Annotated in this window: 19 protein-coding genes; 15 read left to right on the top strand and 4 right to left on the bottom strand. The window is 63.0% G+C overall.

All coding sequences use genetic code 11. The features are described 5' to 3' along the window. Positions 1-24: 24 nt before the first annotated feature. Positions 25-2,394, bottom strand: coding sequence for a TonB-dependent siderophore receptor (locus tag DNJ95_RS04485; RefSeq protein ID WP_242671945.1), 2,370 nt, complete (start codon positions 2,392-2,394; stop codon positions 25-27). A gap of 458 nt (positions 2,395-2,852) precedes the next feature. Between DNJ95_RS04485 and DNJ95_RS04480 the strand changes: the two genes are divergently transcribed. The 5 genes from DNJ95_RS04480 (at position 2,853) to DNJ95_RS04460 (ending at position 9,875) form a co-directional block, all read left to right on the top strand. Then, on the top strand, positions 2,853-3,827 hold the full coding sequence (locus tag DNJ95_RS04480; protein ID WP_131183519.1) for an IS110 family RNA-guided transposase: 975 nt from the start codon (positions 2,853-2,855) through the stop codon (positions 3,825-3,827). A gap of 80 nt (positions 3,828-3,907) precedes the next feature. Next, a complete protein-coding gene (gene ispH, locus DNJ95_RS04475) occupies positions 3,908-4,852 on the top strand; it encodes a 4-hydroxy-3-methylbut-2-enyl diphosphate reductase (protein WP_131183518.1) in 945 nt (314 codons plus the stop codon). Between the two features lie 231 nt (positions 4,853-5,083). Continuing rightward, positions 5,084-6,283 (top strand): NnrS family protein, encoded by a 1,200-nt coding sequence (locus tag DNJ95_RS04470; RefSeq protein ID WP_131183517.1) that lies wholly within the window; start codon positions 5,084-5,086, stop codon positions 6,281-6,283. A 390-nt stretch (positions 6,284-6,673) separates the two neighbouring features. Next, positions 6,674-7,819, top strand: a complete 1,146-nt coding sequence (locus DNJ95_RS04465) for an HPP family protein (RefSeq protein ID WP_131183516.1) — start codon at positions 6,674-6,676, stop codon at positions 7,817-7,819. Between the two features lie 211 nt (positions 7,820-8,030). Beyond that, the gene (locus DNJ95_RS04460) at positions 8,031-9,875 is read left to right on the top strand and encodes a Na/Pi cotransporter family protein (protein WP_131183515.1); all 1,845 of its coding nucleotides are present in this window, start codon (positions 8,031-8,033) and stop codon (positions 9,873-9,875) included. A 167-nt stretch (positions 9,876-10,042) separates the two neighbouring features. On the opposite strand, the gene DNJ95_RS04455 is transcribed toward DNJ95_RS04460, so the two are convergent. The 3 genes from DNJ95_RS04455 to DNJ95_RS19165 form a co-directional block, all read right to left on the bottom strand. Beyond that, positions 10,043-10,291: a YfhL family 4Fe-4S dicluster ferredoxin gene (locus tag DNJ95_RS04455; protein WP_131183514.1), complete on the bottom strand. Its 249-nt coding sequence runs from the start codon at positions 10,289-10,291 to the stop codon at positions 10,043-10,045. 178 nt (positions 10,292-10,469) lie between these two features. Continuing rightward, positions 10,470-10,955, bottom strand: coding sequence for a pantetheine-phosphate adenylyltransferase (coaD, locus tag DNJ95_RS04450; RefSeq protein ID WP_131183513.1), 486 nt, complete (start codon positions 10,953-10,955; stop codon positions 10,470-10,472). 299 nt (positions 10,956-11,254) lie between these two features. After that, on the bottom strand, positions 11,255-11,413 hold the full coding sequence (locus DNJ95_RS19165; RefSeq protein ID WP_165491582.1) for a hypothetical protein: 159 nt from the start codon (positions 11,411-11,413) through the stop codon (positions 11,255-11,257). A 275-nt stretch (positions 11,414-11,688) separates the two neighbouring features. On the opposite strand from DNJ95_RS19165, the gene DNJ95_RS04445 reads away from it, so the two are divergent. The 10 genes from DNJ95_RS04445 to nqrM all read left to right on the top strand — a co-directional run bounded on the left by DNJ95_RS04445 (position 11,689) and on the right by nqrM (position 21,118). Beyond that, positions 11,689-11,886 (top strand): hypothetical protein, encoded by a 198-nt coding sequence (locus tag DNJ95_RS04445; protein WP_131183512.1) that lies wholly within the window; start codon positions 11,689-11,691, stop codon positions 11,884-11,886. 344 nt (positions 11,887-12,230) lie between these two features. Continuing rightward, positions 12,231-13,682, top strand: coding sequence for a glyceraldehyde-3-phosphate dehydrogenase (locus tag DNJ95_RS04440; protein WP_131183511.1), 1,452 nt, complete (start codon positions 12,231-12,233; stop codon positions 13,680-13,682). 338 nt (positions 13,683-14,020) lie between these two features. Beyond that, positions 14,021-15,358, top strand: coding sequence for a Na(+)-translocating NADH-quinone reductase subunit A (locus DNJ95_RS04435; RefSeq protein ID WP_131183510.1), 1,338 nt, complete (start codon positions 14,021-14,023; stop codon positions 15,356-15,358). A gap of 3 nt (positions 15,359-15,361) precedes the next feature. After that, positions 15,362-16,573, top strand: a complete 1,212-nt coding sequence (locus tag DNJ95_RS04430; RefSeq protein ID WP_131183509.1) for an NADH:ubiquinone reductase (Na(+)-transporting) subunit B — start codon at positions 15,362-15,364, stop codon at positions 16,571-16,573. After that, positions 16,566-17,354, top strand: coding sequence for a Na(+)-translocating NADH-quinone reductase subunit C (locus DNJ95_RS04425; RefSeq protein ID WP_131183508.1), 789 nt, complete (start codon positions 16,566-16,568; stop codon positions 17,352-17,354). The genes DNJ95_RS04430 and DNJ95_RS04425 overlap by 8 nt, the downstream gene beginning before the upstream one ends. Further along, positions 17,351-18,025 carry an NADH:ubiquinone reductase (Na(+)-transporting) subunit D gene (locus DNJ95_RS04420; RefSeq protein WP_181953374.1) on the top strand — a complete coding sequence of 225 codons (675 nt, stop codon included), beginning with the start codon at positions 17,351-17,353 and terminating at the stop codon, positions 18,023-18,025. Before DNJ95_RS04425 ends, DNJ95_RS04420 begins: the two co-directional genes overlap by 4 nt. Continuing rightward, positions 18,025-18,633: an NADH:ubiquinone reductase (Na(+)-transporting) subunit E gene (gene nqrE / locus DNJ95_RS04415; RefSeq protein ID WP_131183506.1), complete on the top strand. Its 609-nt coding sequence runs from the start codon at positions 18,025-18,027 to the stop codon at positions 18,631-18,633. The genes DNJ95_RS04420 and nqrE overlap by 1 nt, the downstream gene beginning before the upstream one ends. A gap of 10 nt (positions 18,634-18,643) precedes the next feature. Next, positions 18,644-19,870 (top strand): NADH:ubiquinone reductase (Na(+)-transporting) subunit F, encoded by a 1,227-nt coding sequence (nqrF, locus tag DNJ95_RS04410; protein ID WP_181953373.1) that lies wholly within the window; start codon positions 18,644-18,646, stop codon positions 19,868-19,870. A gap of 1 nt (position 19,871) precedes the next feature. Then, a complete protein-coding gene (locus DNJ95_RS04405) occupies positions 19,872-20,894 on the top strand; it encodes an FAD:protein FMN transferase (RefSeq protein WP_420824382.1) in 1,023 nt (340 codons plus the stop codon). Further along, positions 20,891-21,118, top strand: coding sequence for a (Na+)-NQR maturation NqrM (gene nqrM / locus DNJ95_RS04400; protein WP_131183505.1), 228 nt, complete (start codon positions 20,891-20,893; stop codon positions 21,116-21,118). The genes DNJ95_RS04405 and nqrM overlap by 4 nt, the downstream gene beginning before the upstream one ends. Positions 21,119-21,136: the final 18 nt, after the last annotated feature.

Raw genomic sequence — 21,136 nt, 5'->3', positions numbered from 1 at the left:
ATGCCGGGCGTTTGGGCGGGGCAATCAGAAGTCGGCTTTGACCGACATCACGAAGTTGCGCGGTTCACCATAGAAGTTACCGAAACCTTCGGTACCGATGGTGGCGTAGTAGCGCTTGTCGAACACGTTATTGCCGTTGAGCGCGACCGACCAGGTATCGTCGATCTGGTAGCCGATACGGCCGCTCCAGACGGCATAACCGGCGCCGTTGATGTTATCGCCGCTCAATGGTGAGGTGCGGTAGTTGCTGCTCTGGGCATTGACGCCGGCACCGATGGTGACGCGATCCAGCGGACCGCTCAGGCGGTAGTCGGCCCAGACGCGCAGCAGGTGGCGCGGTACGTAGGAGTTGTAGACCGCGCCGTCCTGGGTCGCGTCGGTGTCTTCCAGCACTTTGGTCTGGCTGTAGGTATAGCCGGCGAGCAATTGCAGGCGCTCGATCACTTCACCGCTGATTTCTGCCTCGAAACCTTGAGCGCGAACCTTGCCGGAGTTGAGCGAGCAGGAACCGTCTGCGCAGCGCGGGTCGTCCTGGGCCGCGTCCTTCTGGATGGTGCGGAACAGGTTGAAGGCGCTGTTCAGGCGCCCGTCGAACCACTCACCCTTGATCCCCAACTCGTAGCTTTGCCCGATCAATGGCTTGAGCGTGCTGCCGTCGATGGTTTTGTACGCGCCTTGCGGGGTAAAGATACCGGTGTAGCTGGCGTAGGCGGTCAGGTTGTCGTCGAGATCGAACAGCAGGCCGGCGAACGGCGTGACTTGCCCGTTTTCGCTGGACTGGGTGCTGACCGGCGTGCCTTCACCGAGGAAGTAATTCACCGAATCGGTGTCGGACTTGTACCAGCTCACCCGGCTGCCCAGCACCAGGGTCAGTGGCTCGGCCAGTTTCAGGCGAGCGGTGGAGTAAACGCCGTATTGCTCGATGCGCATGTCCACCGGGCCGCCACGGGAGGCATTGGCCAGGTAGTAGCTTTCGTCCGGTTGCGGGATATGGTGGTTCGGATCCAGCACGTTCTGGCGTTGTGGCAGAACGACCACGGCGTAGAAATCATCCTTGTGCGAACGACTGGCGTTGGCGCCGATCGTCAGCTCATGCCGCTGGCCGAACGCGTCGAATCTGCCATCCACGTAGGTATCGAAGCCGTAGTCGACCTGGTCGTAGTCATAGATGCTGCCGAGCATCAGGGTGCTGGATGCGCTGGCGCCGACCGGAACCGCACCGCTCGGGAAGGCGTACTCCATGTCCTGGGTGTTGCGCGAGTAGACGCCCGCGGCCTTGAGCGACCAGCCGTCGTTGAACCGATGTTCCAGGTCGGTGAAGTAAGTGGCGCGTTTACTGCGCTGGTGGTTCCACGCGGTGTTCAGGCAGGTGGAGCGCTTGAGGTGCAGGTCGGAACCATCGGCGTAGCGCGGCAGGCCGCCCCAGCAAGGCGTGGCGTCGACATCCTCGTAGGCGATACCCAGGCCGAGTGTGGTGTCCGGGCTGAGGTCGAAGTCCAGCGCGCCGTAGTAGATCTGGTCCTTGCGGCTGGCCACGTCATAGAAATAGTGGCGGGTCTGCTGGGTGACCACCGCACGGCCACGGAGGGTACCGGCGTCGTTCAGCGGGCCGCCGCTATCGAGCTGGCCGCGGTAGTTGTCCCAGCTACCTGCCGACAGCGACAGTTGGCTGCGGACCGTGTCCTGGCCGCGCTTGCGCACGAAGTTGACGCCGCCGGCGGTGCCACCGGCGCCTTTCATCATGCCTGCCGCACCGCGCAGCACTTCCACGCGGTCATAGATGGCCATGTCGCTGTTGAAGCTGTCAGCCTGCACGTAGCTGCTGCCGATATCCAGTGGCACACCGTCGTACTGGTACTGGCCGCTCATGAGAAAGCCACGGGAGTAGAAATACTTGCCGCCCATCGGCGAATCGTAGACGGTGATGCCCGGCGTCTTCTCCATCACCTGTTCGATGGTGTTGAGTTGCTGGTCATCGAGCATCTTGCGGGTCATCACCGTGACCGACTGCGGAATTTCCTTCAACGCATGTGCGCCCTTGAGGATGCTGGCGCCTTTGGCCGCATAAGAGCCCGTCCCCTCGGAAGTGATAGTGCCCCGTGCCACACCCGTACCGGTGATGGCCGTAGCGCCAACCTCCAGAGGCCCGCTGTTCTCCGGCGCTCTTTCCAGCACCACACTCCCCGCTCCCGCCGACCGCCAGACCAGTCCGCTCGCCTGCAACAACCGCTGCAAGGCCGCCTCCGGCTCCTGGCTACCGCTGACAGCCGGGCTGCTCAGCCCCTGCACCAGCTCGCCGTTATAGATCACCTGCAAACCGCTCTGCTCGGCCAGTTGATTGAGCGCGGCCCCCAGTGGCTGCGCGGGAATATCGAAGGCCACCGGCTCGGCCATGGCCAGGGCCGGCAGCAGGCCGAGCAGCAACGCGGTACGCCGCAGTGCGGCGACTGGCGGACGCTGTGGAAAAGTGGTGTGAAGCATCATGTCCCTCCCGATTGAACGCAATCTATTATCGTTTGCGCGAGGGAGGACGAGTGACGTGAACGGACCCGTAAAATATTTTCCCGGCCTGCCGTAGGGTGCCCCGGATTGCTCAGGTGCGCGCGGCGCACCCTTGTATCTCGACTTCAGCCCTGTCAATGGGCAATAGTCCCCGACTGATCATCGGGGGAAGGACTGGGAAGACGTGCGCACCCTTAGGCTTCGAGCCTGCATCGTAGATAGCACTCCCGCCTTCCGCACTCGCTCGAAAAGCTCGAACGGTATCTAGAGTCCACATGCTGTGAGAACTCGCATTCACAAGGCAGGGCCGGGCGCAGTGACGATCATCGTGGATTGAGCGAGGAGTTTTTATGTCCAGCATCGTAGGCATCGACATTGCCAAACACAGTTTCGACATTGCTACCGTGCAAGCCAACGGTAAGTTTCGCACCAAGGCCAAGCTGCCCAACGGCAGTGCCGGTTTCGAACTCTTGCAAGAGTGGCTGAGCAAGCACGCCGCTCCTGATGCCTGGGTTGTGATGGAGGCAACCGGCACCTATCACGAGGCACTGGCCGAGTACCTGTATAGCCTGGGCGGCTACCGGGTCTGCGTGATGAATCCCGCACAGATCGCCTACTACGCCCGCAGCCAACTGCAGCGGGTGAAGACAGACCAGGTCGATGCCAAGCTGATTGCCCTCTACGGCCTGCGTCATGTGGATGAGCTGCGTCTTTGGCAGCCTGAGCCTCAAGCGATCCGTCGCCTGCGGGCGCTGGTCAGGCGTCTGCAAGACCTCAAGGAGATCAAGCAAATGGAGAGCAATCGCCTGGAGGTGGCCGATGACAGCGTACAGGAGTCCATCCGCCTGGTGATCGAGCGTGTGGACGAACAGATCAAAGAGACCCTGAGGGCCATCCGGAACCATATCGACAACGACCCAGACCTGCGCAACAGACGTGATCTGCTGGAAGGTATCGATGGGATCGGAGAGCTGACGGCGGCCCTGCTCATGGCGGAGCTGGGCGATCCGGTGCAGTTCAAGGATGCGGGCGCCATTACCGCCTTTGCAGGCTTGAACCCGAGGTTACAGGACTCGGGCAAGTACAAGGGGCATGTGCGCATCTCACGGGTAGGCTCAGCGCGTTTACGGGCAGGGCTTTATATGCCGGCCCTCGTCGCCATCACTTACAATCCTGCGGTCAACGCTTTGGCACAGCGCTTACGCGAACGAGGTAAGACCGGTAAACAGATCATCTGCGCGGCGATGCGCAAGCTCCTGTGCATCGTTTATGGCGTGCTGAAATCCGGTGTGCCCTTTAACCCCGAATTGGCACTTGCTCGGTGAGGGCCAAGACGGTATCTACATGCGTTGGCCTCGCTCTGCGTTACACTCTTTTCCGTCCTTACCGCGTGCAGATACCCGCCATGCAAATCAAACTCGCCAACCCTCGCGGTTTCTGTGCCGGCGTCGATCGCGCCATCGAGATCGTCAATCGTGCCCTGGAAGTGTTCGGGCCACCGATCTATGTGCGCCACGAGGTGGTGCACAACAAGTTCGTGGTGGAGGACCTGCGCGCGCGCGGCGCCATCTTCGTCGAGGAGCTGGACCAGGTGCCGGATAACTTCATCGTCATCTTCAGCGCACACGGCGTTTCCCAGGCGGTGCGCCAGGAAGCCGACCGGCGCGGCCTGAAGGTGTTCGATGCGACCTGCCCACTGGTCACCAAGGTGCACCTTGAGGTCACCAAGTACAGCCGCGAGGGCCGCGAGTGCATCCTTATCGGCCACCATGGGCACCCCGAGGTGGAAGGCACCATGGGCCAGTACGATGTTCGCAATGGCGGCTCCATCTACCTGGTCGAGGACGAGGCGGATGTTGCCAGCCTGCAGGTGCGCAATCCCGATGCCCTGGCGTTCGTCACCCAGACCACGCTGTCCATGGATGACACCAGCCGTGTCATCGACGCCTTGCGCCAGCGTTTCCCGAATATCGGCGGGCCGCGCAAGGACGATATCTGCTATGCCACGCAGAACCGCCAGGACGCGGTCAAGCAACTGGCCGGCGAGTGCGACGTGGTACTGGTCGTCGGCAGTCCCAACAGTTCCAATTCCAACCGCCTGCGGGAACTGGCCGAACGCATGGCGACGCCCGCCTATCTGATCGACGGCGCCGAGGACCTGCGCCGCGAGTGGTTCGAGAATATCCAGCGGATCGGCATCACCGCCGGCGCCTCGGCGCCCGAGGTGCTGGTGCGTGGGGTGATCGAGCGGCTGCGCGAGTGGGGCGCGTGCGAAGCCGACGAACTGGACGGTCGCCCGGAGAACGTCACTTTCTCCATGCCCAAGGAGCTGCGGCTCAAGGTCGTATGAAGCTGCTGTAAGCCTGAAGCTGGAAGAAAGAGCAGAAACGCCCTGGCAGGGTTTTGGTCCTGGCATTCACGCTGATGGCGCTTCCAGCTTTGGTACTGCTCGGCGTGGTTGCTGGCCAGGGCGATGTTCTTCGTGCGCGGGCAGGTTTCCGGGGAGCCTTCCGGTCGAGTGTGTCCGTCTGCCGTTGCTGTAGAACGGCAGGCATGACGAGGTTGTTTTCCGGAGGTTGCAATGCAAGTCATCGACCGGCGCAAGGCGCTGGCCATCGCGCCGATCTGGCGTCTGGCGTTTCGACCTTTCTTCCTGGCCGGCAGTCTCTATGCGCTGCTGGCGATTCCCTTGTGGGTAATCGCCTGGACGGGCATCTGGCCGGGCTGGCAGCCGGCGGGCGGCTGGCTGGCCTGGCATCGCCATGAAATGCTGTTCGGCTTCGTCATGGCCATCGTCGCCGGCTTCCTGCTGACCGCGGTGCAGGCCTGGACCGGGCGGCCCAGCCTGTCGGGGCGAAGCCTGATGCTGCTGGCGGCGTTGTGGCTGGCTGCGCGGCTGGGCTGGCTGCTGGGGTTGCCGGCGGTATTGCTGGCGCCCCTGGAAATGGCCTTCCCGCTGCCGCTGGCGGGGGCGCTGGCGCGCCTGCTGTGGGCGGTACGGCAGAAGCGCAACTACCCGGTCGTGGTCGTGCTGGGCCTGTTGGCCGGGGCCGATGCCCTGAGCCTGTATGGCCTGGCGCGGTTCGATGAGGGTATGCAACGCCAGGCGGCGTTGGCCGGTATCTGGCTGGTGGCGGCGCTGATGGGGATGATCGGCGGGCGTGTGATTCCTTTCTTCACCCAGCGTGGGCTGGGGCGTGCCGAGGCAGTCCGGCCCTGGGCCTGGCTGGACCTGGGGCTGCTGGCCGCCACTGTGCTGGTGGCACTGCTGCATGGGCTCGGAGTCGCCGTGACGCTATCCCCGCCGCTGGGCATCCTGTTCCTGGGTATCGCTCTTGGGCATGCCGTACGTCTGTGGCGCTGGTATGCCCGGGGGCTGTGGCGTGTGCCGTTGCTCTGGTCGCTGCACCTGGCGCTGGCCTGGCTGGCCTGGCTGGCACTGGCCTGCCTGGGTATGGCGTTCTGGCATTTCGGCGTGCTGCACAACGCCAGCCTGGCGCTGCATGCGCTGACAGTGGGGGCGATGGCCGGACTGATCCTGGCGATGATCGCGCGGGTCAGCCTCGGCCATACCGGCAGGCCCCTGGCGTTGCCGGCTGGGATGGCATGGGGGTTTGCCCTGCTCAACCTCGGGGCGCTGGTGCGGGTGTTCCTCTATGGCTTCTGGCCCCATGGCAGCCTGTGGCTGGCGGCGCTGCTGTGGGCGCTGGCCTTCGCGATCTTCGTCTGGCGCTATGCGCCTATGCTGTGCCGGGCCCGGGTGGACGGGCATCCGGGCTAGCCACGGTCGAATACCGTTATGGGGTGGTCCGTTCCGCCAGCAGGCATTCGCACAAGGGCGATGAGCCCGAGATCACGCTGCACGATCCTGGAACCAGGCACATTATTGTCAATCCGCTCGCACTGCCCCGCCCCGAACGACCCGCGCCCTGAAAGTTTTTTAAAGCAAAGGGGCAATTTTTGATGGGAACAGGCCTGTCCGCGAACTGCCCTGTGATGAAGGCGCACGGCAATCCTCTCCCTGATCGTTTCCATCAAATAAATTGCACTGAACGGCAAAAAGTATTTATTTGAGTTGTTTTTTCTCCTTGTCGACAATGCGCGGGCTGTGCCCCATGCGACGTTTTGTCGTATCCGGGCGCCTATACGGATATCCCGGAAAGGACCCTTCATGCCGACAGCTCTGCTCGACTGGTTCAGATCATTCTTCCCCGATGTGCAGGCGGCACACCCGCGCGAATGGCTGCGGGCCCTCTGCGGTGCCTCCCTCGGTGTCGCGCTGGTGCTGTCGCTGGGCAGTTGGCTGTTCGGCATGCCGGTGGCGCTGCTGGTCATCGCGCCGGCGGGAGCTTCGGCGGTGGTGCTGTTCTGCGCGCCGTCCAGTACCTTTTCCCAGCCCTGGTCGGTACTGGCCGGCAGTGTGCTGGCCACCCTGGTCGGCGAAGCGCTGGGGCACAGTGGCTTGGCTCCGGTGCTGGCGGCGGTGCTGGCGATCGCCCTGACGCTGCTGGGGCAGTTCTGGCTGCGCTGCCTGCATCCCCCGGGCGGTGCCCTGGTGCTGGTCGCCAGCATCAGCAGCGCCCAGGCCCAGCAGGTCGGTTTCGAGCTGACCTATACGGTGATGTTCAACTCGTTGCTGTTGATCGCGCTCGCGCTGCTCTACAACAACCTGACCGGGCACACCTACCCGCGTGCCTGGCCCGGGCGCAAGCATCCCCACCAGACCGCCGATCCGTCGCCGGCCGAGCGCAACAGCCCCAGCCAGGATGATATCGAACGTGCCCTCGACGAGTTCGGCAGTCATGTCGATGTCACGCGGGAGGACCTGGCCCGGTTGATCCGGCAGACCGAGAAGCATGCGTTGCGGCGCAGCATGGGCGAGGTGCTGGCCGCCGAGATCATGTCGCGGGATGTGCTGCACGGCACGCCCGACACCTTTATCGAGCAGGCCTGGCGTCAACTCAAGGAGCATCGCTTGCGGGCCATGCCGGTGGTCGAGGAGGGCAGCGGCAGGCTGCTGGGGATTGTCACCCTGGTCGATCTGCTCAAGCACTTCCAGCCTCGGCAGGGGCGCCTGAGCTTCGGCCAGCTACGTTACTTGCGTGGCACCAAGCTGCGTTCGGTAATGACCACGCCGGCCATCGCGGCGCGCGAGGACACCCATATGGTCGAACTGGTTTCCATGCTCTGCGATGACGGCCTGCACTGCCTGCCCGTGACCGATGCAGAGGGGCGCCTGGTGGGTATGCTGACGCAGACCGACCTGATCGCCGCGCTCTATCGCAACTGGCTGCAGGGCGCTGTTATTCCGGATTGAAGCGGCCCGCCCGGTAACGGCTCTGGAGGCTGGATGGCTGGACGGAGAGCACGGATTGCCGTGCGTTGCCATTCGATCTCCCGCTTTCCCGTGTTCTTTCCGGTGGCTCCAGCGCGTGGCGCGATCACCCTGTGAATGGCTATTGGCCATCTTCCTGCGGGCAACCGAGTAGCGTAGGCTTCGTTCTTTGCAATTCGATGAAGCTTTCGCCTTGAATAACAAATACCTGAAAATTTTCCTGCCGCTGCTGGGCATTTCCCTGCTGTCCTGGTCATTCTGGTCCAGCCCCGGCTGGTTGCAGCTCTGTGCGGGCCTGGCGTTGTTCCTGTTCGGCATGCAATGCCTGGAGGAGGGCCTGCGTGACCTGGCGGGCGGCAAGCTCGAGCAGATTCTCGCGCGCAGCACCTCTACACCCTTCAAGGGGCTGCTGTTCGGTATCGGTGGCACCATGCTGCTGCAGTCGAGCACCCTGGTATCGTTGTTGACCATCGCGTTCATCAGTACCGGGCTGATCCAGCTCGCCGGTGGCGTGGCCATTCTGTTCGGTGCCAACCTTGGCGCCACCAGCGGCATCTGGCTGCTGGCCCTGGCCGGGCAGAACCTGAGCCTGAGCCCGTTGGCGCTGCCGCTGCTGGTGTTCGGGGTGCTGGCCAGCTTCACTGGGCCGAAAGGGAAGGCGGCAGGGCGCATCGTGCTGGGTATTGCCTTCATCTTCCTGGGTATCGACCAGATCAAGGAAGGATTTTCCAGTTTCGGCGATGGCCTGGACATGAGTGGCCGGCACGTGGAAGGGCTCTACGGGCAGTTGCTGTTCTTCACCGCCGGCTTGCTGATCACCGTGGTGCTGCAATCGAGCCATGCCGCACTGATGCTGACCCTGGCGGCCCTGGCCGGTGGGCAGGTCGAGCTGTGGCAGAGCCTGGCGATCGCCATCGGCTCCAACGTCGGCAGCAGCGTCACCACCGCCTTCGTCGGCTCCCTGGGCGGTAATCGCAGCGGTCAGCGACTGGCCCTGGCGCATGTGCTGTTCAACGTGCTGACCGCGCTGCTGGCCATGCTGCTGCTGTCGCCGCTGGCCTGGCTGGTGACCTGGCTGGTCGAGCCGTTCGGGCTGGGCGGCAATGCACTGATCCAGTTGGCGCTGTTCCATACCCTGTTCAACGGCATCGGGGTGCTGCTGTTCTGGCCCTGGCAGCCGCAACTGGTGCGCCTGCTGGAACGCCTGTTGCCCGATCGCCAGGAGCCGGTGGTGCTGATCACCGAGCTGGATCATGACGATGACCGGGAGCCGCGTACCCGCGCACGCTATCTCAACGAGCGCGCGCTGGATTCCGCCGATGCCGCCGCCAGCGCGGTGGCGCAGGAGTTGCAGCATCTGGAGCGGTTGAGCGTGGAGGTGATCTGCCACGCGATCTTCCTGCCTGTCGAGCAACTGTTCCAGCGGGGCAAGCCCGATTCCGCGCTGATGAAGGCGCCCCCTGACCCGCAGTCACTGGATGCCGAGCGCCTCTACCAGCGTCATATCAAGGGTGTCTATGGCGACCTGCTGACGTTCATGGGCCGGCTGGATGTGCCGCTGGACGAAGAGCACCAGGATTTCTGGATGCGCTGCCAGGTGGCGGCCCTGCAACTGGTGGATGCGGTCAAGGATGCCAAGCATCTGCAGAAAAACCTGGGCCAGCACCTGCGTAACGAAGAGTCGCCGATTCGCGTGGCCTATGTGGAGCTGCGGCGTCACCTGCTGGAGGCGTTGCGCGAGATTCGCAGCCTGAACCATTCCGACCTGCCCGACGAGCTCTGGCGCGATCGCCTGCAATGGCTGGACGAGCATGCCGCCAGTTTCGACGCGGCCTTCCGCAAGCGCCTGTTCGACGCCGTGCGGACGGGCGATCTGGACGGCCTGCAGACCAGTTCGCTGATGAACGACCTGGGTTATGCCAGCCGCATCATCCAGAGCCTGCGCAATGCGTTGATGCTGGGCGAGGGGCATGAGCTGACCCGGCAGTTGCGCCAGATCGGCGGGGATGACGATGGGCCGGTGATCGTGCAGGTGTAGGAGGGAGAGTCGGAAAGCTGCTGGAAGCCAGAAGCTGCAAGGAAGAGCGGAAGAGCCGATAAGAGCGCTGGAGGCTGGACGAAAAAAGCAGGAAGCGCTTGAGCGGGTATTGGCGCTGATGCGCAGACTGTCCGTCCAGCCTCCAGCCTCCAGCCTCCAGCCTCCAGCTACTTCCCTGTGATCTTCCGGTATTTCTGCATCAACTGATCCTTGCTCTCGACGTTGTTCGCGTCGAGCGGAATGCAGTCGACAGGGCAGACCTGCTGGCATTGGGGCTCATCGTAATGGCCGACGCACTCGGTGCAGAGGTTCGGGTCGATGACATAGATTTCCTCGCCCTGGGAAATCGCGTTGTTCGGGCACTCCGGCTCGCAGACATCGCAATTGATGCAGTCGTCGGTGATGATCAGGGACATGGGTCGCTCCAGCCGTGGCCTTGAACGGTAGAGGCTTCGTCCTGGCCGCTCGCGGCAGTGACGAAGCCCCGGCGAACCGTGGCGGCCAGGGCGTCGTGTTTCGGTCATTGGTCGGGCAGGACGAATTGTGCCGGAATGTGCCCATGGATGCCATGCCGGGCGGGGCATGGCGGCGCCGTCAACCCTTCTGCTGGAAGCGCTCGTTCAGCGCTTCGGCCACTGCCGGGTGGACGAAGTTGGAAATATCCCCGCCCAGCGCGGCGATTTCCCGTACCAGCGTCGAGGAGATGAACGAATATTTTTCCGAAGGCGTCAGAAACAGGCTTTCCACGTCCGGCGCCAACTGGCGGTTCATGTTGGCCAACTGGAATTCGTACTCGAAGTCGGATACCGCCCGCAGTCCGCGCAGGAAGCAGTTGGCCTGTTGCTCCTTGACGAAATGCGCCAGCAGCGTCGAGAAGCCCACCACCCTGACATTGGGTATGTGCTGCGTGACCGCCTGCGCCAGCTCGACGCGTTTCTCCAGGGAGAACAGCGGGTTTTTCCTCGGGTTGGCCGCGACGGCGATCACCACTTCATCGAACAGGCGCGCGGCGCGCTCGACCAGATCACCGTGGCCCAGGGTCATGGGATCGAAAGTCCCCGGATACAACACTCGATTCATCACGGCGTCCTGACGCATGCGTGGGGTGTGGATGGTAGCGGCTGGATCCCGGCAGCGTAAAGCGGCAATGGGTTGGCTGGAGCCCGATCCGGTCGCATGTGCGGCGGAGCGCTCGCGCTACGCGCGGCCAGGGGGTGGCTGGAACACTGGAAAGCCGGAGGATGAACGCAAGGGCGGGGGCGCGCCTTTCGTCCGTCTCCAGCCGCCAGTGCTGCTATCGAGAGGTCCTGCCGCTGGATAACGCGATCGCTCTGCCCCGAATCAGGCATGACCTGATTCGCTGAAGTGTGAACGGGTTCTCAGAACTCTTTCAGTCGAGCCTGTATACGAGCTTTCTGTTTCTCGAGGCGCTGGCGTGCCTGGGGGCTGCGTACCTGCGCGATCAGCTTGTCCAGCGCTTCCATGGTCTGCCAGTCCAGTGCGCGGCTGCGATTCCTGTGCTCCTGTTCCCTGTGCATGGGGCCTCCTTGCTCGGTGGGGTTCCGGTCTTGTTTGCTTGGATAGTGAATTTTAATTAATCGGATATTACATAAATTTATGAATTAGCGGTTAATATGGATGGGCATGCGATTCGTGGATGTCATGCAAGAGCGCGCCGCCTGCGCGCGTCATGTCGCCACCGCTTACAGTCAGCCGGATTGCTGTGGGTGGATGGCAAGCAGGGCATGTGCAGGCTTCCGATGAACATCAGGCCCGCCACTGGCCCTGCCGTGGGCCACAGGGCTTGTGCTGAATGGGAGACAAGACCATCAAACAGATAATCGATCCCCCCGTCGTCTCGGACGACGACTTGTACCTTCAGGAGAAGGACGTCATCGATGCCTTTCTCGGTCTGCCGTTGCAGAAGCGTGCGGTCGCCTGCGAGGTGATCGAGGCGCTGACCGCCGTGGTGGAGCGTGAAGACTCCGGTAACGACGAGAAAACCTCCTGAAGTTCCCTCCATGACCCCAGGGCCCGCAGGTGCTCACGCACCTCGGGCCTGTTCCCGTGATGCATGCCGGCGTGGCTGCTCTTGGCCGGCCAGTGGCGGCCGGGATGTCGGGCTATGTCGTGACCCAGCGCAAGGTGCTTCGGTAACGGCGCTGGAGGTTGGGGTGCTGGACGAAAACACCGGCGGCCACGCTCGTTCGTCCAGCCTTCCGGCGCTCTTTCCGGCTCTCGACCGTGCATGGGCCGAGAGCCCGAGTATGGCAATGACGTGGATTGCCGGGGCCGGGGCGCACCGGCATAATGTAGCCCCTTTTCTAAGCCCCTACATGTTGGAAGGAACAGCCCGTGACTCAGAAGCCCGACCAGTGTCTTGGTGAATGGATTGATCGAGAAGCCCTTGCCGAAGCGATGATTCCGCTGATCGGCCAGCTGTATCGCAACAACAATGTGGTGACTTCCATCTACGGTCGTGGCCTTATCAACCGTTCGGTGATCGCCATCCTCAAGGCGCACCGGTTCGCCCGCCACCGCCAGACCGACGAGGCCGAACTGTCGGTCCACGAAACCTACCAGACGCTCAAGACCATGAGCGAGCTGAACCTGGGCGCGGCCTCCATCGACCTGGGCAAGCTGGTCGGCAAGTTCAAGGAGCAGGCTGGGGGGCGCAGCCTCGAGCAGTTCGTGCGTGACGAACTGGCCGATATCACCGACAAGCGCAATGTCTCCGGCGCCCGCAAGGGCACCGATGTCGTGCTCTACGGCTTCGGCCGCATTGGCCGCCTGCTGGCGCGTATCCTGATCGCCAAGACCGGCGGTGGCGACGGCCTGCGCCTGCGTGCGATCGTCGTGCGCAAAGGGGCCGACAACGACCTGGCCAAGCGTGCCAGCCTGCTGCGCCGCGACTCTGTGCACGGTCCGTTCGACGGCACCATCGTCGTCGATGAGGAAAGCAACACCATCACTGCCAACGGCAGCCTGATCCAGGTGATCTACTCCAACGACCCCGCCTCGGTGGATTACACCCAGTACGGTATCGACAACGCCCTGCTGGTGGACAACACCGGCAAGTGGCGCGATGCCGAAGGCCTGGGCCAGCACCTCAAGTGCCCGGGCGTGTCCCGCGTGGTACTGACCGCGCCGGGCAAGGGTGAGCTGAAGAACATCGTGCACGGCATCAACCACCAGGACATCAGCGCCGATGACAAGATCATCTCCGCCGCGTCCTGTACGACCAATGCCATCGTGCCGGTGCTCAAGGCGATCAATGACCAGTACGGCATCGTCAACGGTCACGTCGAGACCGTGCACTCCTACACCAACGACCAGAACCTGATCGACAACTTCCACAAGGGCAGCCGTCGTGGTCGCAGTGCCGCGTTGAACATGGTCATCACCGAGACCGGTGCGGCCACCGCCGCCGCCAAGGCGCTGCCGGTGCTCAAGGGCAAGCTGACCGGCAACGCCATCCGCGTGCCGACGCCGAACGTGTCCATGGCCATCCTCAACCTGAACCTGGAGAAGGCCACCAGCCGCGAGGAGGTCAACGAGTACCTGCGCCAGGTGGCCATGCACTCCGAGCTGCACAAGCAGATCGACTTCGTCAATTCGCAGGAAGTTGTTTCAACGGATTTCGTGGGCTCCCGGCATGCCGGCGTGGTCGATGCCGAAGCCACCATCTGCAGTGACAACCGGGTCGTGCTGTACGTCTGGTACGACAACGAATTCGGCTATAGCTGCCAGGTGGTTCGCGTCATGGAAGACATGGCAGGTGTCAACCCTCCGGCTTTCCCGCGTTGATCCCCCTTCGTTGAATACGCGGCGGGAGCCTCGGCTCCCGCCGCGCCTTTCAGGGGCCGGCGTTCGCCCGGATTGCCCCCATACGCTCCACTGCTGCCCCTGGCTGTGATTTTCCTGCCTAATCAATGGGCTAGCCGGAGCGGACGAGGGGGTTCGAGACATAAATCGAAAAGACTTGGGTGGTCAGCCAAGGTAGGCGGCCTCTATAATCGTGCGGATTTTAATCTGGGTTCGCGTCAATAAGTCGCACATGTATGTATGGGCACAAACCGCCAAGCGGTTTCTGTGCCGGCCTGCCGAACTCAAAAAACTTTCTAAATTAAGTAGTTAGGCGACCGATGATTAATTTGAGACGTGGGCTTGATCTGCCCATCGCAGGGGCGCCGGTGCAACGTATCGAGCCAGGGAGGCCAGTACGCAGCGTCGCTGTCATAGGTTTCGACTATCCCGGCATGAAGCCGACCATGAGCGTCCAGGTGGGCGACAGGGTCAAGCTCGGCCAGGTGCTGTTCTCCGACAAGAAGATGGAGGGCATTCACTTCACGGCACCGGGCGCCGGGATCGTCAGCGCCATCCACCGTGGCGAGAAGCGCGTACTGCAGTCGGTGGTCATCGACCTCGATGGTGATGAAGAGCTGACCTTCGCCCACTATGCGTCCGATCAGCTCGATAGCCTGGATGTCGCCGCGGTGCGCGAAAACCTGCAGCAGTCCGGCCTGTGGACGGCGCTGCGTACACGGCCCTTCAGCAAGGTAGCGGCTGCCGACGCGCTGCCCGCTTCCATTTTCGTCACCGCCATGGATACCCATCCGCTGGCTGCCGACCCGCGCGTGGTAATCGCCGAGCAGCCGCAAGCCTTCGAAGCCGGCCTGAAGGTGCTCGGCAACCTGGCGCGGGTATTCCTCTGCCGTGGCACGGGCGACGCACTGCCCGGCGAGGGTTTGCCACGCGTGCAGACCGAGACTTTCTCCGGCCCGCATCCGGCTGGCCTGGCGGGCACCCATATCCACTTCCTCGATCCGGTCAGCGCCGGCAAGAGCGTCTGGAGCATCGGTTACCAGGACGTGATCGCCATCGGCCTGCTGTTCACCACGGGCCGCCTGTCGGTCGAGCGCGTGCTGGCGCTGGGTGGCCCGGTGGTGGAGAAGCCGCGCCTGCTGCGCTCGCGCCTGGGCGCCAATCTCGACGAACTGACGGCCAGTGAGTTGCAGTCCGGCAGCAACCGGGTGATTTCCGGCTCCGTGCTGGGGGGGCGTACCGCCCATGGCGCCTTCGCCTTCCTCGGGCGCTACCACGTGCAGGTGTCCTGCCTGCGCGAAGGCAAGGAGCGCGAGTTGCTGCATTACCTGCGGCCAGGGGTCGAGAAGCACTCGGTGCTCAATATCTATCTGTCCAAACTGCTGGGGCGCAAACTGTTCGCCTTCTCCACCTCCACCAATGGCAGCCCGCGCGCCATGGTGCCGGTCGGCAACTACGAAGAGGTGATGCCGCTGGACATCCTGCCGACCCAGTTGCTGCGCTCGTTGATCGTCGGCGACACCGAAACCGCCCAGGGCCTGGGCTGCCTGGAACTGGACGAGGAAGACCTGGCTTTGTGCAGCTATGTATGCGCCGGCAAGTACGAATACGGCCCCATCCTCCGGGACAACCTGACCCGCATCGAGAAGGAGGGCTGATCCATGGGTATTCGCGCATTCCTCGACAGGATCGAGCACCACTTCGACAAGGGTGGCAAGTACGAGAAGTTCTACGCCCTCTACGAGGCGCTGGATACGTTCCTCTATCGCCCGGGCAGCGTGACCAGGACCACCGCGCACGTACGCGACGGTATCGATCTCAAACGCATGATGATCACCGTCTGGCTGTGCACCTTCCCGGCGATGTTCTTCGGCATGTGGAACACCGGCTACCAGGCCAACCTGGTGTTCGCGCAGAACCCCGAGCTGCTGTCGCTGCAGGAGGGCTGGCGCTTCGCGCTGATCGGTTCGCTGGCGGGCTTCGACCCCAACAGCCTGTGGGACAACTTCGTCCAGGGCGCCTCCTGGTTCCTGCCGATCTACGCGGTGACCTTCATCGTCGGTGGCTTCTGGGAAGTGCTGTTCGCTTCGATCCGCCGGCATGAGATCAATGAAGGCTTCTTCGTCACTTCGGTACTGTTCGCGCTGATCCTGCCGCCGAGCATCCCGCTGTGGCAGGTGGCGCTGGGCATCACCTTCGGCGTGGTGCTGGGCAAGGAAGTGTTCGGCGGTACCGGCAAGAACTTCCTCAACCCGGCGCTGACCGGCCGTGCCTTCCTGTTCTTCGCCTATCCGGCGCAGATTTCCGGTGATGCGGTGTGGACCGCTGTGGACGGCTTCGCCGGCGCCACGGCGCTGAGCGTTGCCCACTCATCGGGTATCGATGGGTTGCTGCAAGGCGGCCTGAGCTGGACGGACGCGTTCATCGGCCTGATGCCTGGCTCCATCGGCGAAACCGGAACCCTGGCGATCCTGCTCGGCGGCGCGGTGCTGTTGCTGACCAAGATCGCCTCCTGGCGCATCGTCGCCGGCGTGATGATCGGCATGGTCGCCCTGAGCAGCCTGTTCAACCTGATCGGTTCCGACAGCAACCCGCTGTTCGCCATGCCCTGGTACTGGCACCTGGTCGTCGGTGGTTTCGCCTTCGGCATGATCTTCATGGCCACCGACCCGGTGTCGGCGTCCATGACCAATACCGGCAAATGGGTGTTCGGCATCCTCATCGGTGTGATGGTGGTGCTGATTCGCGTGGTCAACCCGGCCTTCCCTGAAGGCATGATGCTGGCCATCCTCTTCGCCAACCTGTGTGCACCGCTGATCGACCATTTCGTCGTTCAGGCCAACATCAAGCGGAGGCTGGCGCGCAATGTCTAATCACAAGGAAACCACCACGCGCACGCTGGTCGTGGCGCTGCTGATCTGCCTGGTCTGCTCGGTGCTGGTGGCCGGTGCCGCCGTGGCGCTGAAACCGATCCAGCAGGCCAACCGGCTACTGGACAAGCAGCGCAGCATCCTCGCGATTGCCGGCCTCAGCCAGCCGGGCATGTCCGGCGACGAGATCCGCGCCCTGTACGATAAGCGCATCGTCGCCAGGGTGGTCGACCTGCGCACCGGCCAGTTCAGCGACGAACAGGACCCGGAAACCTTCGACCCACTGGCCGCGGCCAAGGACAGCCGTCTTTCCAGCGCCCTGCCGGATGCCCAGGACATCGCCTCGATCAACCGCCGCGAGCACTATTCCACGGTCTACCTGATCGAGCGCGAAGGGCAACTCGATACACTGATCCTGCCGGTGCGCGGCTATGGACTGTGGTCGACCATGTACGGTTTCATGGCGCTCAAGGGCGACCTCAATACCGTCACCGGTTTCGGCTTCTACCAGCATGGCGAGACCCCCGGCATGGGCGGCGAAGTCGATAACCCGCGCTGGGTAGCCCAGTGGCCGGGCAAGAAGGTCTTCGACGAGCAGCAGCAGGTGGCCGTGCGTGTGGTCAAGGGCGGCGTCAACCCGCAGAGCCCGGATGCCATTCACCAGGTCGATGCGCTGGCCGGCGCGACCCTGACCAGCAACGGCGTCACACACCTGCTGGAATTCTGGCTGGGCGAGAACGGTTTCGGCCCATTCATCACCAATCTTCGCGCTGGGGAGGCTTGAACATGGCACACCCGACCATCAAGGAGGTTCTGTTCAATCCGATCTTCAACAACAACCCCATCGGATTGCAGATTCTCGGTATCTGTTCGGCGCTGGCCGTCACTTCCAGCCTGAACACCGCCATCGTCATGTCCATCGGCCTGACGTTGACGACGGCGTTTTCCAGCTTCTTCATCTCGATGATCCGTTCGCAGATCCCCAGTTCGATCCGCATGATCGCCCAGGTGGTGATCATCGCCTCGCTGGTGATCGTCATCGACCAGTTCCTCAAGGCCTATGCCTTCGATGTGAGCAAGCAACTGTCGGTGTTCGTCGGCCTGATCATCACCAACTGCATCGTCATGGGCCGCGCCGAGGCGTTCGCCATGCAGAACCCACCGGTGCTGTCGTTCTTCGACGGCCTGGGCAACGGCCTGGGCTACAGCGCGATGCTGATCGCCCTGGGCGTGGTGCGCGAACTGCTCGGCTCCGGCAAGCTGCTCGGCTTCGAGATACTGCCGCTGCTCAAGGAGGGTGGCTGGTATATGCCCAACGGTCTGCTGCTGCTGCCACCTTCGGCGTTCTTCCTGATCGGCCTGTTCATCTGGGGCCTGCGTAGCTGGAAGAAAGGCCAGGTGGAGAAGGCCGAGTACAAGATGGCGCCACAGGTTTCCAGCAAGGAGGCCTACTGATGGAGCATTACATCAGCCTGTTCGTCCGGGCGGTGTTCGTCGAGAACATGGCGCTGGCGTTCTTCCTCGGCATGTGTACCTTCCTGGCGATCTCCAAGAAGGTGGAAACCGCGCTGATGCTCGGCATCACCGTGGTGGTGGTGCAGGTCATCACCGTGCCGCTGAACAACCTGCTCTACACCTACATGCTCAAGGACGGTGCGCTGGCCTGGGCCGGCCTGCCCGAGATCGACCTGAGCTTCCTCGGCCTGATCTGCTACATCGGCCTGATCGCCGCCGTGGTGCAGATCATGGAAATGCTCATGGACAAGTACGTGCCGGCGCTGCACCACGCCCTGGGCATCTTCCTGCCGCTGATCACCGTGCACTGCGCGATCTTCGGCGGCACGCTGTTCATGGTCGAGCGCGACTACAACTTCACCGAGAGCGTGGTCTACGGCCTCGGCTCGGGCATTTCCTGGGCGCTGGCCATCGTGCTGCTGGCGGCTATCCGGGAAAAGCTCAAGTACAGCGACGTTCCGGCCGGCCTGCGGGGGCTGGGTATCACCTTCATCACCGTCGGCCTGATGTCGCTGGGCTTCATGTCGTTCTCTGGCGTGCAGTTGTAAGGAGAAACGCATGTTGAATACGGAATTCATCGTCGCCATCAGCATGTTCACCGGCATCGTGCTGGTGCTGGTGGCCATCATCCTCATGGCACGCGCCAGGCTGGTCAGTAGCGGCAATGTCACCATCGAGATCAATGGCGAGCATTCGATCACCGTGCCGGCCGGCGGCAAGCTGCTGCAGACCCTGGCCAACCACGACATCTTCCTGTCCTCTGCCTGTGGCGGCGGCGGCACCTGCGCGCAGTGCAAGTGCATCGTGGAAAGCGGTGGTGGCGAAATGCTGGCCACCGAGTCCTCGCACTTCAATCGCCGCGAGGCGAAAGAGGGCTGGCGCCTGTCCTGCCAGACCCCGGTCAAGCAGGACCTGAAGATCAAGGTGCCGGAAGAAGTCTTCGGCGTGAAGAAGTGGGAATGCACCGTGCAGTCCAACCCCAACGTCGCCACCTTCATCAAGGAACTGACGCTGAAACTGCCCGAGGGCGAGAACGTCGATTTCCGCGCCGGTGGCTATGTGCAACTGGAGTGCCCGCCGCATACCGTGCACTACAAGGATTTCGACATCCAGCCGGAATTTCGTGGCGACTGGGACAAGTTCGACCTGTGGCGTTATGTGTCCAAGGTGGACGAGACCACCATCCGCGCCTATTCCATGGCCAACTACCCGGAAGAGCGCGGCTTGGTCAAGTTCAATATCCGTGTCGCCTCGCCGCCACCGGGCCGCGATGACATCCCGCCGGGCAAGATGTCCTCCTGGGTGTTCAGCCGCAAGCCGGGGGACAAGGTCACCGTCTACGGCCCGTTCGGCGAATTCTTCGCCAAGGACACCGATGCCGAGATGGTCTTCATCGGCGGCGGCGCCGGCATGGCGCCGATGCGCTCGCATATCTTCGACCAGCTCAAGCGCCTGAAGTCCAAGCGCAAGATGAGCTTCTGGTACGGTGCGCGCTCCATGCGCGAAGCCTTCTACGTCGACGAGTACGATCGGTTGCAGGCGGAGAACGAGAACTTCCGCTGGCACCTGGCGCTGTCCGACCCGCAGCCGGAAGACAACTGGACCGGCTACACCGGCTTCATCCACAACGTGCTGTACGAGAACTACCTCAAGGACCATCCGGCGCCGGAGGATTGCGAGTTCTACATGTGCGGTCCGCCGATGATGAACGCCGCGGTGATCAAGATGCTGCTCGAGCTGGGCGTGGAGCCGGAGAATATCCTGCTCGACGACTTCGGCGGCTAGTGTGGGCAACCGCATCGCCCGTTCCGTTTTCCCCCTGCTGCTGGCAGCCCTGGCCGGTTGCCAGCAGCAGGAGCGACTGGAAAGCTTCAGCGGCCCGACCATGGGCAGCACCTACACGGTGAAGTACGTGCACAGCGCCGCGGTTGCGCCGAAAGAGCAATTGCAACGCGAGACCGAGGCGCTACTGACGCGCTTCGACCAGGAACTCTCGACCTACCGCAGCGACTCCGATATTTCCCGCTTCAATGCCCTGCCGGCCGGCAGTTGCCAGGCGATGCCGGCGGATGTCCTGCATCTGGTCGCCACCGGCGAGCAACTGTCGCGGGGCAGCGACGGCGCGCTGGACCTGACCGTCGAGCCGCTGCTCGATCTCTGGGGCTTCGGCCCCAAGGGGCAGCCTGCCCAGGTGCCGGACCAGGCGAGGATCGACGAGGTTCGCCAGCGAGTCGGCCATCGCTACCTGCGTATCGAAGGTGAGCAACTGTGCAAGGATGCCGCGGTCGAGGTGGACTTCAACAGTATCGCCGCCGGCCTCGCGGTCGACCTGGTCATCGAGGGCCTGCAGAAGCTGGGCGTGCACAGCTACCTGGTGGAAATCACCGGTGAACTCAAGGCGGCCGGGCGCAAGCCGGACGGTTCGCCCTGGCGGGTCGCCATCGAGGCGCCACGCGAAGGCGAGCAGGTGGCCCAGCGTATCGTCGAACTCGATGGCTACGGGGTGTCCACCTCGGGCGATTACCGCAATTATTTCGAGCAGGACGGCAAGCGCTATTCGCATACCCTGGACCCGCGTAGCGGACGGCCCATCGAGCATGCCCTGGCCTCGGTGACGGTATTGTCGCCATCGACCTTGCAGGCCGATGGATTGTCTACCGTACTGATGGTGCTGGGGCCGCAGCGTGGTTTCGATTTCGCCAGCCAGCATGAGATCGCCGCCCTGTTCGTCACCCGCGAGCAGGATGGCTTCACCACTCAAAGCACCGAGGCCTTCGACCGGCTGTTCGGCAAGGAGATAGGACAATGACCTGGCTACTGGTATTTCTGCTGATGCTGATCGTGATGTCCGGCATGGCGATCGGCGTGATCATGGGACGCAAACCGATTGCCGGTTCCTGTGGTGGCATCGCCAACCTGGGCATCGAGAAGGAGTGCTCGATCTGCGGCGGCAATCGCGAAAAATGCGAAGAAGCCAATGCCGCTGGCAGCGACCGGCGCAGCGATCTGGCTTATGATGCGACGGACCGCTGAGCCTGTACGAAAGCAGTG

It is taken from the genome of Stutzerimonas kirkiae, from assembly GCF_004327335.1.
Taxonomy (GTDB): Bacteria; Pseudomonadota; Gammaproteobacteria; order Pseudomonadales; family Pseudomonadaceae; genus Stutzerimonas; species Stutzerimonas kirkiae.
This window is presented reverse-complemented; position numbering and strand designations above follow the sequence as displayed.